At 57.7% G+C, this 11894-nt stretch carries 22 protein-coding genes; all 22 read left to right on the top strand.

Features of this window, described 5'->3' with window-relative positions:
• The first annotated feature begins 8 nt into the window (after positions 1 to 8).
• The 22 genes from rplP to bfr all read left to right on the top strand — a co-directional run bounded on the left by rplP (position 9) and on the right by bfr (position 11806).
• Entirely contained in the window at positions 9 to 422 is a 414-nt protein-coding gene (gene rplP, locus ACXHGZ_RS01080; protein WP_009397508.1) for a 50S ribosomal protein L16, read from the top strand.
• A complete protein-coding gene (gene rpmC / locus ACXHGZ_RS01085; protein WP_002555481.1) occupies positions 422 to 613 on the top strand; it encodes a 50S ribosomal protein L29 in 192 nt (63 codons plus the stop codon). The genes rplP and rpmC overlap by 1 nt, the downstream gene beginning before the upstream one ends.
• A 2-nt stretch (positions 614 to 615) precedes the next feature.
• Positions 616 to 882, top strand: coding sequence for a 30S ribosomal protein S17 (gene rpsQ, locus ACXHGZ_RS01090; RefSeq protein WP_084857315.1), 267 nt, complete (start codon positions 616 to 618; stop codon positions 880 to 882).
• Positions 883 to 905: 23 nt separating this feature from the next.
• On the top strand, positions 906 to 1274 hold the full coding sequence (rplN, locus tag ACXHGZ_RS01095) for a 50S ribosomal protein L14 (protein ID WP_008089810.1): 369 nt from the start codon (positions 906 to 908) through the stop codon (positions 1272 to 1274).
• Positions 1275 to 1285: 11 nt separating this feature from the next.
• Positions 1286 to 1600, top strand: coding sequence for a 50S ribosomal protein L24 (gene rplX / locus ACXHGZ_RS01100; RefSeq protein WP_013970637.1), 315 nt, complete (start codon positions 1286 to 1288; stop codon positions 1598 to 1600).
• Positions 1601 to 1620: 20 nt separating this feature from the next.
• Positions 1621 to 2160 carry a 50S ribosomal protein L5 gene (gene rplE, locus ACXHGZ_RS01105; protein WP_084857317.1) on the top strand — a complete coding sequence of 180 codons (540 nt, stop codon included), beginning with the start codon at positions 1621 to 1623 and terminating at the stop codon, positions 2158 to 2160.
• A gap of 13 nt (positions 2161 to 2173) precedes the next feature.
• Positions 2174 to 2479: a 30S ribosomal protein S14 gene (gene rpsN, locus ACXHGZ_RS01110; protein WP_013970638.1), complete on the top strand. Its 306-nt coding sequence runs from the start codon at positions 2174 to 2176 to the stop codon at positions 2477 to 2479.
• Between the two features lie 205 nt (positions 2480 to 2684).
• Positions 2685 to 3077 carry a 30S ribosomal protein S8 gene (rpsH, locus tag ACXHGZ_RS01115; protein WP_084857318.1) on the top strand — a complete coding sequence of 131 codons (393 nt, stop codon included), beginning with the start codon at positions 2685 to 2687 and terminating at the stop codon, positions 3075 to 3077.
• A 12-nt stretch (positions 3078 to 3089) separates the two neighbouring features.
• Positions 3090 to 3623: a 50S ribosomal protein L6 gene (gene rplF, locus ACXHGZ_RS01120; RefSeq protein WP_084857320.1), complete on the top strand. Its 534-nt coding sequence runs from the start codon at positions 3090 to 3092 to the stop codon at positions 3621 to 3623.
• Positions 3624 to 3633: 10 nt separating this feature from the next.
• Positions 3634 to 3984 (top strand): 50S ribosomal protein L18, encoded by a 351-nt coding sequence (gene rplR / locus ACXHGZ_RS01125; protein WP_009397496.1) that lies wholly within the window; start codon positions 3634 to 3636, stop codon positions 3982 to 3984.
• Between the two features lie 3 nt (positions 3985 to 3987).
• Complete coding sequence (rpsE, locus tag ACXHGZ_RS01130) at positions 3988 to 4488, top strand: 30S ribosomal protein S5 (protein WP_023382626.1); 501 nt, start codon at positions 3988 to 3990, stop codon at positions 4486 to 4488.
• A 2-nt stretch (positions 4489 to 4490) separates the two neighbouring features.
• Positions 4491 to 4667, top strand: a complete 177-nt coding sequence (gene rpmD / locus ACXHGZ_RS01135; protein WP_028690238.1) for a 50S ribosomal protein L30 — start codon at positions 4491 to 4493, stop codon at positions 4665 to 4667.
• A gap of 3 nt (positions 4668 to 4670) precedes the next feature.
• Positions 4671 to 5105, top strand: a complete 435-nt coding sequence (gene rplO / locus ACXHGZ_RS01140; RefSeq protein WP_084857322.1) for a 50S ribosomal protein L15 — start codon at positions 4671 to 4673, stop codon at positions 5103 to 5105.
• Positions 5106 to 6437: a preprotein translocase subunit SecY gene (gene secY / locus ACXHGZ_RS01145; RefSeq protein ID WP_084857323.1), complete on the top strand. Its 1332-nt coding sequence runs from the start codon at positions 5106 to 5108 to the stop codon at positions 6435 to 6437.
• Positions 6438 to 6466: 29 nt separating this feature from the next.
• On the top strand, positions 6467 to 6583 hold the full coding sequence (rpmJ, locus tag ACXHGZ_RS01150; RefSeq protein WP_011531897.1) for a 50S ribosomal protein L36: 117 nt from the start codon (positions 6467 to 6469) through the stop codon (positions 6581 to 6583).
• Positions 6584 to 6714: 131 nt separating this feature from the next.
• Positions 6715 to 7071 (top strand): 30S ribosomal protein S13, encoded by a 357-nt coding sequence (gene rpsM, locus ACXHGZ_RS01155; protein WP_084857325.1) that lies wholly within the window; start codon positions 6715 to 6717, stop codon positions 7069 to 7071.
• Between the two features lie 18 nt (positions 7072 to 7089).
• Positions 7090 to 7479, top strand: a complete 390-nt coding sequence (rpsK, locus tag ACXHGZ_RS01160; RefSeq protein WP_003255454.1) for a 30S ribosomal protein S11 — start codon at positions 7090 to 7092, stop codon at positions 7477 to 7479.
• 15 nt (positions 7480 to 7494) lie between these two features.
• Positions 7495 to 8115 (top strand): 30S ribosomal protein S4, encoded by a 621-nt coding sequence (rpsD, locus tag ACXHGZ_RS01165; RefSeq protein ID WP_084857327.1) that lies wholly within the window; start codon positions 7495 to 7497, stop codon positions 8113 to 8115.
• 22 nt (positions 8116 to 8137) lie between these two features.
• Entirely contained in the window at positions 8138 to 9139 is a 1002-nt protein-coding gene (locus tag ACXHGZ_RS01170; RefSeq protein ID WP_003255452.1) for a DNA-directed RNA polymerase subunit alpha, read from the top strand.
• Between the two features lie 42 nt (positions 9140 to 9181).
• A complete protein-coding gene (gene rplQ, locus ACXHGZ_RS01175; RefSeq protein WP_043210290.1) occupies positions 9182 to 9568 on the top strand; it encodes a 50S ribosomal protein L17 in 387 nt (128 codons plus the stop codon).
• A 171-nt stretch (positions 9569 to 9739) separates the two neighbouring features.
• Positions 9740 to 11179 (top strand): catalase, encoded by a 1440-nt coding sequence (locus ACXHGZ_RS01180; RefSeq protein WP_480461980.1) that lies wholly within the window; start codon positions 9740 to 9742, stop codon positions 11177 to 11179.
• Between the two features lie 162 nt (positions 11180 to 11341).
• Positions 11342 to 11806 carry a bacterioferritin gene (bfr, locus tag ACXHGZ_RS01185; RefSeq protein WP_084857331.1) on the top strand — a complete coding sequence of 155 codons (465 nt, stop codon included), beginning with the start codon at positions 11342 to 11344 and terminating at the stop codon, positions 11804 to 11806.
• Positions 11807 to 11894 lie beyond the last annotated feature (88 nt).

The raw sequence follows: 11894 nt of genomic DNA on the forward strand, positions 1-11894 counted from the left end.
TACGCCAAATGTTGCAACCAAAGCGTACAAAATTCCGCAAGCAGATGACCGGCCACAACCGTGGTCTGGCACTGCGCGGTAGCAAGGTCAGCTTCGGCGAATTCGCCCTGAAGGCTGTTGCTCGCGGTCGTCTCACCGCCCGTCAGATCGAGTCGGCACGTCGTGCCCTGACCCGTCACGTAAAACGTGGCGGCAAGATCTGGATCCGTGTATTCCCGGACAAGCCGGTTACCAAGAAGCCTCTCGAGGTTCGTATGGGTAAAGGTAAGGGTTCCGTTGAGTACTGGGTTGCCCAGATCCAGCCAGGCAAGGTCCTGTACGAGATCGAGGGTGTTTCTGAAGAGCTGGCGCGCGAGGCCTTCGCCCTGGCTGCTGCAAAGCTGCCACTCGCCACCTCCTTTGTTAAGCGGACGGTGATGTGATGAAAGCGAATGAACTTCGTGAAAAATCGGCACAGCAGCTGAACGAGCAACTGCTCGGCTTGCTGCGCGACCAGTTCAATCTGCGTATGCAGAAGGCAACTGGCCAGTTGGGGCAGTCGCACCTGCTCTCGCAAGTTAAGCGTGACATCGCTCGCGTGAAAACTGTGCTCAACCAGCAGGCAGGTAAGTGATCATGGCTGAAGCTGAAAAAACCGTCCGTACGCTGACTGGCCGTGTCGTCAGCGACAAAATGGACAAGACCATCACCGTTCTGATCGAGCGTCGCGTCAAGCACCCGATCTACGGTAAATACGTTAAGCGTTCGACTAAGCTGCACGCGCACGACGAGACCAACCAGTGCAAGATCGGCGACAAGGTTTCCATTCGCGAAACCCGTCCGCTGGCCAAGACCAAGTCCTGGGCACTGGTTGAAGTCCTCGAACGCGCTGTTGAAGTCTAAGGGCGAAGGGTCGGAGAAATTTTATGATTCAGACTCAATCCATGCTCGATGTGGCCGATAACAGCGGCGCTCGTCGCGTCATGTGCATCAAGGTGCTCGGCGGTTCCCACCGCCGTTACGCCGGTATCGGTGACATCATCAAAGTTACCGTCAAGGAAGCCATTCCTCGCGGTAAGGTCAAAAAAGGCCAGGTGATGACTGCTGTTGTCGTCCGTACCCGTCACGGTGTACGTCGCGCTGACGGTTCCATCATTCGTTTCGACGGCAACGCTGCTGTTCTGCTGAACACCAAGCAAGAGCCGATCGGCACTCGCATCTTCGGGCCAGTGACCCGTGAACTTCGTACCGAGAAGTTCATGAAGATCGTCTCGCTCGCCCCTGAAGTGCTCTAAGGAGATCCGACATGCAAAAGATTCGTCGTGACGACGAGATCATCGTGATCGCCGGCAAGGACAAAGGTAAGCGCGGTAAGGTGCTGAAGGTGCTCGCTGACAACCGTCTGGTTGTTGGCGGTGTCAACCTGGTCAAGCGTCATACCAAGCCTAACCCGATGGCGGGCGTCCAGGGCGGTATCGTCGAAAAAGAAGCGCCTCTGCACGCTTCCAACGTTGCCATTTTCAATGGTGAAACCAACAAGGCTGACCGCGTTGGCTTCAAGGTTGAAGACGGCAAGAAAATTCGTGTCTTCAAGTCGACCCAGAAAGCGGTTGATGCTTGAACACTGCTAGGTAGAAGACAATGGCACGACTGAAAGAGATTTACCGGAACGAAATCGCTCCCAAGCTTAAGGAAGAACTTAAGCTCGCGAACGTGATGGAAGTTCCTCGCGTAACCAAGATCACCCTGAACATGGGTCTGGGCGAAGCGGTCGGTGACAAGAAGGTCATCGAGAACGCCGTTGCCGACCTGGAAAAGATCACCGGTCAAAAGCCGGTCGTGACTTTCGCTCGCAAGTCGATTGCGGGCTTCAAGGTTCGTGAAGGTTGGCCGATCGGCGTCAAGGTAACCCTGCGCCGCGATCGTATGTACGAATTCCTGGACCGCCTGCTGGCGATCTCCCTGCCTCGGGTTCGCGACTTCCGCGGCCTGAATGCCAAGTCCTTCGATGGCCGTGGCAACTACAGCATGGGCGTGAAAGAGCAGATCATCTTCCCGGAAATCGACTACGACAAGATCGATGCTCTGCGCGGTCTGGACATCACCCTGACCACCACTGCTCGTACGGATGACGAAGGCCGCGCCCTGCTGCGTGCTTTCAAATTCCCGTTCCGCAACTGATTGGAGTAGGAAAATGGCCAAGAAGAGCATGAAGAACCGCGAGCTGAAGCGTCAGCTCACGGTAGCCAAGTACGCTAAGAAGCGCGCTGAGCTGAAAGCGACCATCGTCAACCTGAACGCCTCTCCTGAAGAGCGTTTCGCTGCCGTAGTCGCTCTGCAGAAGCAGCCACGTGACGCTAGCGCCTCGCGCCTGCGTAACCGTTGCCGCCTGACCGGTCGTCCTCACGGTGTATACCGTAAGTTCGGCCTGGGCCGTAACATGCTGCGTCAAGCTGCAATGCGCGGTGACGTACCAGGTCTGGTCAAGGCCTCCTGGTAATCGCAGGTGTAGTCCCGGCGGAAGGGGAGCAAACTTCCGACCGCCGGTGACCTCGCCACCAAACAAGCCCCTTATGGGGCTTGTTTCGTTTCTGTCTTGTGTCTAGAATGACCGGCTCACCTGAGCCCGGGTTTTTTACCCTGCCCGCTCGGGTGGTTGTGATAGCCGCAAGGCTAATAATTCTTGTATCAGGAGCATCTAGCCCATGAGTATGCAGGACCCGTTAGCGGACATGCTAACTCGCATCCGTAATGCCCAGATGGCTGAAAAGTCCGTCGTAAGCATGCCTTCCTCCACTCTGAAGGTCGCGGTTGCCAAAGTTCTGAAGGACGAAGGTTACATCGCTGGCTATCAGGTCAGTGGCGAAGCCAAACCCTCCCTGTCGATCGAACTGAAGTACTTCGAAGGCCGTCCGGTCATCGAGGAACTGAAGCGCTCCAGCCGTCCAGGCCTGCGCCAGTACAAGTCCGTCGCAGACCTGCCGAAAGTACGTGGCGGCCTGGGCGTGTCTATTGTCTCCACCAACAAAGGTGTGATGACTGATCGCGCTGCGCGCGCTGCCGGTGTTGGCGGCGAAGTTCTGTGCACAGTGTTCTAAGGGGAGATAGGCATGTCTCGCGTCGCTAAGAACCCCGTTAAGCTGCCTTCCGGCGTCGAAGTCAAATTCGCCGGCCAGCAGCTTTCGGTGAAGGGTGCCAAGGGCACTCTCGAACTGAACGTTCACTCGTCTGTTGAAATCACCCAGGAAGCTGGTGAGCTGCGTTTCGCCGCTCGCAACGGTGACCAGCAAGCTCGCGCCATGGCCGGTACTACCCGTGCCCTGGTGAACAACATGGTCCAGGGCGTAAGCCAAGGCTTCGAGCGCAAGCTCCAGCTGGTCGGTGTTGGTTACAAGGCACAGGCCAAGGGCAGCGTCCTGAACCTGGCTCTGGGCTTCTCGCACCCAGTGGACTACGAACTGCCAGCCGGCATCACCGCTGAAACTCCCAGCCAGACCGACATCCTGATCAAGGGTATCGACAAGCAGCTGGTTGGTCAGGTGGCCGCTGAAATCCGCGACTTCCGTCCGCCAGAGCCTTACAAAGGCAAGGGTGTGCGTTACGCGGACGAAGTAGTCCGTCGTAAAGAAGCCAAGAAGAAGTAGGGCCTAGCAAATGACCGACAAAAAAGTTACTCGACTGCGTCGCGCTCGCAAAGCACGCCTGAAAATGCACGAACTCGAAGTCGTGCGTCTGTGCGTGTTCCGCTCCTCGCAGCACATCTACGCCCAGGTCATTTCGGCCGACGGCAGCAAGGTTCTGGCAAGCGCCTCGACCTTGGACAAAGAACTGCGTGATGGCGCCACCGGCAACATCGACGCGGCCACTAAGGTTGGCAAGCTGGTAGCTGAGCGTGCGAAAGCCGCCGGTGTATCTCAAGTTGCCTTTGACCGTTCCGGCTTCAAGTACCACGGCCGCGTCAAGGCGCTGGCTGATGCTGCTCGTGAAGGCGGGCTGGAGTTCTAAGTTATGGCAAATAACGATCAAAAGCGCGACGAAGGCTACATCGAGAAGCTGGTTCAAGTTAACCGCGTAGCTAAAACCGTTAAAGGCGGCCGTATCTTCACCTTCACCGCGCTGACCGTGGTAGGTGACGGCAAGGGCCGTGTTGGTTTCGGCCGTGGCAAATCGCGCGAAGTACCTGCCGCGATCCAGAAAGCCATGGAAGCTGCCCGTCGCAACATGATTCAAGTCGACCTGAAGGGCACCACCCTGCAGTACGCCACCAAGGCTGCCCACGGCGCCTCGAAGGTCTACATGCAGCCTGCCTCGGAAGGTACCGGTATCATCGCCGGCGGCGCAATGCGTGCTGTCCTGGAAGTTGCTGGTGTACAGAACGTCCTGGCCAAGTGCTACGGTTCGACCAACCCAGTGAACGTGGTTTACGCCACCTTCAAGGGTCTGAAAGCCATGCAATCTCCTGAGTCCATTGCTGCCAAGCGCGGCAAGAGCGTTGAGGAGATCATCTGATCATGGCAACTGTAAAAGTAACGCTGATCAAAAGCACCGCCGGCCGCCTGCCTAACCACAAGCTGTGCGTTAAAGGCCTGGGTCTGCGTCGCATCGGTCACACTGTAGAAGTCCAGGATACTCCCGAAAACCGCGGGATGATCAACAAGGCTTACTACATGCTGAAGGTCGAGGGTTAATCGATGAAACTCAATGATCTGAGTCCAGCGCCGGGTTCCCGTCGCGAGAAGCATCGTCCGGGTCGTGGTATCGGTAGCGGTTTGGGCAAGACCGGTGGCCGCGGCCACAAAGGTCAGACCTCCCGTTCCGGTGGTTCGATCGCTCCGGGCTTCGAAGGCGGTCAACAGCCGCTGCACCGTCGTCTGCCGAAGTTCGGCTTCGTTTCCCTGAAAGCCATGGACCGCGCCGAAGTGCGTCTGTCCGAGCTGGCCAAGGTGGAAGGCGACGTGATCTCCGTGCAATCCCTGAAGGATGCCAACGTGATCGGCCAGCACGTACAGCGCGTGAAAATCATGCTGTCGGGCGAAGTCACTCGCGCAGTCACCATCAAGGGTATCGCAGCCACCAAGGGTGCGCGTGCGGCTATCGAAGCAGCTGGCGGCAAGTTCGAGGAATAAATGGCTAAGCAAGGTGCTCTCTCTTCGCTCGGAAAGGGCGGGATGTCGGAACTCTGGGCTCGTCTGCGCTTTCTGTTCATGGCGATCATCGTCTATCGGATCGGCGCGCATATCCCGGTGCCTGGCATCAACCCGGACCGTCTGGCGGATCTGTTTCGGCAGAATGAGGGGACCATTCTTAGCTTGTTCAACATGTTTTCCGGTGGCGCGCTGGAGCGCATGAGCATTTTTGCACTGGGGATCATGCCGTACATTTCGGCGTCGATCATCATGCAGCTCATGACCGCGGTCAGCCCGCAACTGGAGCAGTTGAAGAAGGAAGGTGAAGCTGGCCGTCGCAAGATCAGCCAGTACACCCGCTACGGCACCGTTATCCTGGCACTGGTTCAAGCCATTGGCATGTCCATTGGCCTGGCCAACCAGGGCGTGGCGTTTTCTGTTGGCCTGGGCTTCCATGTTGTCGCCGTTGCCACTTTCGTGGCCGGCGCGATGTTCATGATGTGGCTGGGCGAGCAGATCACCGAGCGCGGTGTGGGCAACGGTATCTCGATGTTGATCTTCGCAGGTATCGTTGCCGGTCTTCCGAGAGCAATCGGGCAGTCTTTCGAGTCTGCGCGTACAGGCGATATCAACATTTTCGCCCTGGTCGCTATCGGTTTGCTTGCAGTAGCGATTATCGGCTTCGTGGTGTTCATCGAGCGTGGTCAGCGTCGTATCGCCGTTCACTACGCCAAGCGTCAGCAGGGCCGCAAGGTCTTTGCCGCGCAGACCAGCCACTTGCCGCTCAAGGTGAACATGGCAGGGGTTATCCCGGCCATTTTCGCCAGCAGCATTCTGCTGTTCCCGGCTTCGCTGGGTGCCTGGTTCGGTCAGTCCGAGGGTATGGGCTGGCTGCAGGACATCTCGCAGTCGATCGCTCCTGGTCAGCCGTTGAACATTTTGCTGTTTAGTGCAGGGATCATTTTCTTCTGCTTCTTCTATACAGCGCTGATGTTCAACCCGAAAGACGTAGCGGAAAACCTGAAGAAGTCCGGTGCCTTTATTCCGGGTATCCGTCCTGGTGAGCAGTCGGCACGCTATATTGATGGCGTTCTGACCCGTCTGACCATGTTCGGTGCTCTTTACATGATGGCCGTCTGCCTTCTGCCCCAGTTCCTGGTGGTGGCAGCAAACGTGCCGTTCTACCTTGGCGGGACCTCGTTGCTGATTGTGGTAGTGGTTGTGATGGACTTCATGTCCCAAGTACAATCGCACCTCGTTTCGCACCAGTACGAATCCCTGATGAAGAAAGCCAACCTGAAAGGCTACGGTGGCAGCGGTCTGCTGCGCTGATAGACCCCCTAAGGTTCGAGGAGTCGGTAATGAAAGTTCGTGCATCGGTGAAAAAGCTGTGCCGCAACTGCAAGATCATTCGTCGCGAAGGTATCGTTCGCGTGATCTGCAGCGCGGAACCGCGTCACAAGCAGCGCCAAGGCTGAGTGTGATCCGCGCTTCAAACCCAGCAGCTAGTGTGCTGCTGGGTTGATTATTCGTTTCTACAGCGATATTATCTCGCGCCCTATTTCTTGGCTTCCGGGGCGTAGGTAGCTGTCAATTGGAGTCCCACTGAATGGCCCGTATTGCAGGCGTCAACATTCCAGATAACAAGCACACTGTTATCTCGCTGACCTACATCTATGGTGTCGGTCGCACTACTGCACAGAAGATCTGTGCAGACGCTGGTGTAAACCCAGCCGCTAAGATCAAGGATCTGAGCGACGAGCAAATCGAAACCCTGCGTGGCGAAGTCGCGAAGATCACCACCGAAGGTGATCTGCGTCGTGACATCAACATGAAGATCAAACGCTTGATGGACCTGGGTTGCTACCGCGGCCTGCGTCATCGTAAAGGTCTGCCGGTTCGCGGCCAGCGCACCAAGACCAACGCACGCACCCGTAAGGGCCCGCGTAAGCCGATCCGCAAGTAATCGCCCAGGAATATAGACATGGCAAAACCTGCTGCTCGTCCTCGTAAAAAAGTCAAAAAGACAGTGGTTGATGGCATCGCCCACATCCATGCGTCTTTCAACAACACCATCGTGACCATCACCGACCGTCAGGGCAACGCTTTGTCCTGGGCGACCTCCGGTGGTTCGGGTTTCCGTGGTTCGCGCAAATCCACCCCGTTCGCAGCCCAGATCGCTGCTGAGCGTGCTGGTCAAGCTGCGCTGGAATATGGCCTGAAGAACCTCGACGTCAACGTCAAGGGTCCAGGTCCAGGTCGTGAGTCCGCCGTTCGTGCACTGAACAGCTGCGGCTACAAGATCGCCAGCATCACCGACGTGACGCCAATCCCGCACAACGGGTGCCGTCCGCCGAAGAAGCGTCGCGTGTAATCAGGAGACAGATAAATGGCACGTTACATTGGTCCAAAATGCAAACTGTCTCGTCGTGAAGGCACCGATCTGTTCCTGAAGAGCGGCGTTCGCGCTCTGGAATCGAAGTGCAACATCGAAGCAGCCCCAGGTATCCACGGCCAGCGCCGTGGCCGTCAGTCCGACTACGGTACCCAGCTGCGCGAGAAGCAAAAAGTTCGTCGTATCTACGGTGTCCTGGAGCGTCAGTTCCGCGGTTACTACCAGCTGGCAGCCTCGAAGAAGGGTGCTACCGGTGAAAACCTGCTGCAACTGCTCGAGTGCCGTCTGGACAACGTCGTCTACCGTATGGGCTTCGGTTCCACTCGTTCGGAATCGCGCCAGCTGGTTTCGCACAAGGCAATCAGCGTCAACGGCAAGACCGTAAACATTCCATCCTACCAAGTTCGTCCGGGTGACGTGGTCGCGGTTCGCGAGAAGTCGCAGAACCAGCTGCGCATTGTTCAAGCCCTTGAACTGTGCGCCCAGCGTGGCCGCGTTGAGTGGGTTGACGTGGATGCTGCCAAGAAGTCGGGCGTTTTCAAGAACGTTCCTGCTCGCAGCGACCTGTCCGCCGACATCAACGAAAACCTGATTGTCGAGCTCTACTCCAAGTAAGGGCTAGAAAATAGGTGCATCCATGCAGATTTCGGTAAATGAGTTCCTGACACCCCGCCACATTGATGTGCAGGTTGTCAGTCCGACCCGCGCCAAGATCACGCTCGAGCCTCTCGAGCGTGGCTTCGGCCATACCCTGGGCAACGCGCTGCGTCGCATCCTGTTGTCCTCCATGCCTGGCTGTGCAGTAGTCGAGGCCGAGATCGACGGCGTACTCCACGAGTACTCCGCGATCGAAGGTGTACAGGAAGACGTCATTGAAATCCTGTTGAACCTCAAAGGCCTGGCCATCAAGCTGCACGGTCGTGACGAAGTTACGCTGACCTTGTCGAAAAAGGGTTCGGGGGTGGTTACCGCTGCCGATATTCAGCTGGATCACGATGTCGAGATCGTCAATCCCGATCACGTAATCGCGAACCTGGCGTCCAACGGCGCCCTGAACATGAAGCTCACCGTAGCTCGTGGTCGCGGTTACGAGCCGGCCGACTCCCGTCAAACCGACGAAGACGAAAGCCGCAGCATCGGCCGTCTGCAGCTGGACGCTTCGTTCAGCCCGGTGCGTCGTATCGCCTACGTGGTCGAGAACGCCCGTGTTGAACAGCGTACCAACCTGGACAAGCTGGTCATCGACCTGGAAACCAACGGTACCCTGGACCCTGAAGAGGCCATTCGTCGTGCCGCGACCATCCTGCAGCAGCAGCTGGCCGCGTTCGTCGACCTCAAAGGTGACAGCGAGCCTGTTGTAGTCGAGCAGGAAGACGAGATCGATCCGATCCTGCTGCGTCCGGTTGACGATCTGGAACTGACCGTACGTTCGGCCAACTGCCTCAAGGCGGAGAACATCTACTACATCGGCGACCTGATTCAGCGTACCGAAGTAGAGCTGTTGAAGACTCCGAACCTGGGCAAGAAGTCCCTGACTGAAATCAAGGACGTCCTGGCCTCCCGTGGTCTGTCTCTCGGCATGCGCCTCGACAACTGGCCGCCTGCAAGTCTTAAGAAAGACGACAAGGCGACCGCCTGATCGTCGTAATCACCGAACGTAGTGTTTGGTAAGGAATGAATCATGCGTCATCGTAAAAGTGGACGTCACCTGAGCCGTACCAGCTCTCACCGCAAGGCTATGTTCCAGAACATGGCTGTGTCGCTGATCGAGCACGAGCTGATCAAAACCACCCTGCCGAAAGCCAAGGAACTGCGCCGCGTTGCCGAGCCGCTGATCACCCTGGCCAAGGAAGACAGCGTCGCTAACCGTCGCCTGGCTTTCGACCGTACCCGTTCGAAAGCTGCCGTAGGCAAGCTGTTCAACGACCTGGGCAAGCGCTACGCCACCCGTCAGGGCGGCTACCTGCGTATCCTGAAGTGCGGTTTCCGCGCTGGCGACAACGCGCCTATGGCGTACGTCGAGCTGGTTGATCGTCCGGTCGGTGGTGCTGTAGAAGCTGCCGAGTAAGACGTCTGTCTGCTACAAGAAACCGGGCCTCGTGCCCGGTTTTTTGTGCTTGTGTGAATTGCTATTTTCTATCGATTCTACTAATTCAATGAATTAGTTGTTGTAACCAGGCTCGACCATACTTGTCAGCACGCCGATACAGCGGCAGCCCTAGACTGATAAGGAGAGCCCATGAGCAAGATTCTCACCACCGCCAGCGGTGCCCCAGTAGCCGACAACCAGAACTCCCGTTCGGCAGGCCCACGTGGCCCGCTGCTGCTCGACGACTTCCACCTGATCGAGAAGCTCGCCCATTTCAACCGTGAGAACATTCCTGAGCGCCGGGTGCATGCCAAGGGTTCGGGCGCCTATGGCACCTTCACCGTTACCCAGGACATCTCCCAGTACACCAGCGCCAAGCTGTTCGACACCATCGGCAAGCAAACCGAGACCTTCCTGCGTTTCTCCACGGTCGGTGGTGAGCGAGGCTCGGCCGATACCGAGCGTGACCCGCGCGGTTTCGCAGTCAAGTTCTACACCGAGGAAGGCAACTGGGACATCGTAGGCAACAACACACCGGTGTTCTTCATCCGCGATCCGCTCAAGTTCCCGGACTTCATCCATACCCAGAAACGCCACCCGCAGTCCAACCTGAAGAACGCCCAGATGATGTGGGATTTCTGGTCCCATTCCCCTGAGGCGCTGCACCAGGTCACGATTCTGTTCTCCGACCGTGGTATTCCGGATGGCTATCGGCATATGCACGGCTTCGGCAGCCACACCTACAGCCTGATCAACGCCAAGGGCGAGCGCACCTGGGTCAAATGGCACTTCAAGACCCAGCAGGGCATCAAGAACCTCGCACCCGCCGAAGCGGCCCGTCTGGCAGGTACCGACCCGGACTACGCCCAGCGCGATCTGTTCGAGGCCATCGAGCGTGGCGATTACCCGCGTTGGACCGTGTGCATCCAGGTGATGAGCGAGGCCGAAGCCGCTGGCCGTGCGGAGAACCCCTTCGACGTGACCAAGACCTGGTCGCAGAAGGAGTACCCGCTGATCGAGGTCGGTGTGTTGGAGCTCAACCGCAATCCGCTCAACTACTTCGCCGAAGTCGAGCAGGCGGCCTTCGGCCCGAGCAACATGGTACCGGGTGTTGGCCTGTCGCCGGACCGGATGCTGCAAGGTCGGGTATTCGCCTACGCTGACGCCCACCGCTACCGTGTCGGCACCAATCACCAGCAGTTGCCGGTGAATGCCCCACGCTGCCCGGTGCACAGCTATCAGCGCGATGGTGCGATGGCGTCCGGCACTTATGGCAGCGCCCCGAATTACGAGCCAAACAGCTACAGCGACGCGCCCAAGCAGTCGCCGCGCCATGCCGAGCCAGCCCTGGCCCTGCAAGGTGCTGCCGATCGCTACGATCATCGCGAGGACAATGACTACTTCAGCCATGCCGGTGCGTTGTTCCGGCTGATGAATGCCGAGCAGCAGGCCTTGCTCATCAGCAATATCGCCGCCGCGATGGCTGGGGTCAGCATGGATGTGGTGCAACGCCAGCTGCAGTACTTCTTCAAGGCTGACCCGGCCTATGGCGAAGGTGTCGCCAAGGCGCTGGGCGTGAAGCTCGCCTAAGTCGAAGTGATAAGAAGAACCGCCCTCATTTGGGCGGTTTTTCAATGAATATCACTACTGTTTAACCGATTTTTTGCTTCTAATTGCGCCTTTCTCCGTGACCGCGAGGCAAAGCTGGTTCACACTATTGGCATTGACGTATTCACAGGGAGAAGCAGGGCGATGCAAGGTCACCCGGACGTAATCAACTACCTCGTCACGTTGCTGAAGGGCGAACTGGCAGCACGCGATCAATACTTCATCCATTCGCGCATGTACGAAGACTGGGGCCTGTCCAAGCTCTACGAACGTATCAACCACGAGATGGAAGAAGAGACCCAGCACGCCGACGCCCTGATGCGCCGCATTCTCATGCTCGAAGGCACGCCGGACATGCGCGCCGATGATCTGGAAGTGGGCAGCACCGTGCCCGAGATGATCGAGGCCGACCTCAAGCTCGAGTACAAGGTGCGTGCGGCATTGTGCAAAGGCATCGAGTTGTGCGAGCTGCACAAGGACTACGTCAGCCGCGACATCCTGCGTGCGCAGTTGGCCGATACCGAGGAAGACCACACCTACTGGCTGGAGAAACAGCAGGGGTTGATCAAGGCGATCGGCCTGGAGAACTACCTGCAGTCGCAGATGTAAAAAGCTGGGGCTGCTCTGCAGCCCTTTCGCGGCACAAGGCCGCTCCTACAGGGCAGCGGATAGTTACGCTGTCCTGTAGGAGCGGCCT

The organism is Pseudomonas shiyinii (genome assembly GCF_056725765.1).

Coding starts and splice junctions, on each gene's coding strand:
- rpsH (WP_084857318.1), top strand. CDS start 2,685: ATGAGTATGCAGGACCCGTTAGCGGACATGCTAACTCGCATCCGTAAT.
- rplR (WP_009397496.1), top strand. CDS start 3,634: ATGACCGACAAAAAAGTTACTCGACTGCGTCGCGCTCGCAAAGCACGC.
- bfr (WP_084857331.1), top strand. CDS start 11,342: ATGCAAGGTCACCCGGACGTAATCAACTACCTCGTCACGTTGCTGAAG.
- rplE (WP_084857317.1), top strand. CDS start 1,621: ATGGCACGACTGAAAGAGATTTACCGGAACGAAATCGCTCCCAAGCTT.
- secY (WP_084857323.1), top strand. CDS start 5,106: ATGGCTAAGCAAGGTGCTCTCTCTTCGCTCGGAAAGGGCGGGATGTCG.
- rpmD (WP_028690238.1), top strand. CDS start 4,491: ATGGCAACTGTAAAAGTAACGCTGATCAAAAGCACCGCCGGCCGCCTG.
- ACXHGZ_RS01170 (WP_003255452.1), top strand. CDS start 8,138: ATGCAGATTTCGGTAAATGAGTTCCTGACACCCCGCCACATTGATGTG.
- rpmJ (WP_011531897.1), top strand. CDS start 6,467: ATGAAAGTTCGTGCATCGGTGAAAAAGCTGTGCCGCAACTGCAAGATC.
- rpsQ (WP_084857315.1), top strand. CDS start 616: ATGGCTGAAGCTGAAAAAACCGTCCGTACGCTGACTGGCCGTGTCGTC.
- ACXHGZ_RS01180 (WP_480461980.1), top strand. CDS start 9,740: ATGAGCAAGATTCTCACCACCGCCAGCGGTGCCCCAGTAGCCGACAAC.
- rpsN (WP_013970638.1), top strand. CDS start 2,174: ATGGCCAAGAAGAGCATGAAGAACCGCGAGCTGAAGCGTCAGCTCACG.
- rplP (WP_009397508.1), top strand. CDS start 9: ATGTTGCAACCAAAGCGTACAAAATTCCGCAAGCAGATGACCGGCCAC.
- rplX (WP_013970637.1), top strand. CDS start 1,286: ATGCAAAAGATTCGTCGTGACGACGAGATCATCGTGATCGCCGGCAAG.
- rpsE (WP_023382626.1), top strand. CDS start 3,988: ATGGCAAATAACGATCAAAAGCGCGACGAAGGCTACATCGAGAAGCTG.
- rplO (WP_084857322.1), top strand. CDS start 4,671: ATGAAACTCAATGATCTGAGTCCAGCGCCGGGTTCCCGTCGCGAGAAG.
- rplF (WP_084857320.1), top strand. CDS start 3,090: ATGTCTCGCGTCGCTAAGAACCCCGTTAAGCTGCCTTCCGGCGTCGAA.
- rplN (WP_008089810.1), top strand. CDS start 906: ATGATTCAGACTCAATCCATGCTCGATGTGGCCGATAACAGCGGCGCT.
- rpsD (WP_084857327.1), top strand. CDS start 7,495: ATGGCACGTTACATTGGTCCAAAATGCAAACTGTCTCGTCGTGAAGGC.
- rplQ (WP_043210290.1), top strand. CDS start 9,182: ATGCGTCATCGTAAAAGTGGACGTCACCTGAGCCGTACCAGCTCTCAC.
- rpmC (WP_002555481.1), top strand. CDS start 422: ATGAAAGCGAATGAACTTCGTGAAAAATCGGCACAGCAGCTGAACGAG.
- rpsK (WP_003255454.1), top strand. CDS start 7,090: ATGGCAAAACCTGCTGCTCGTCCTCGTAAAAAAGTCAAAAAGACAGTG.
- rpsM (WP_084857325.1), top strand. CDS start 6,715: ATGGCCCGTATTGCAGGCGTCAACATTCCAGATAACAAGCACACTGTT.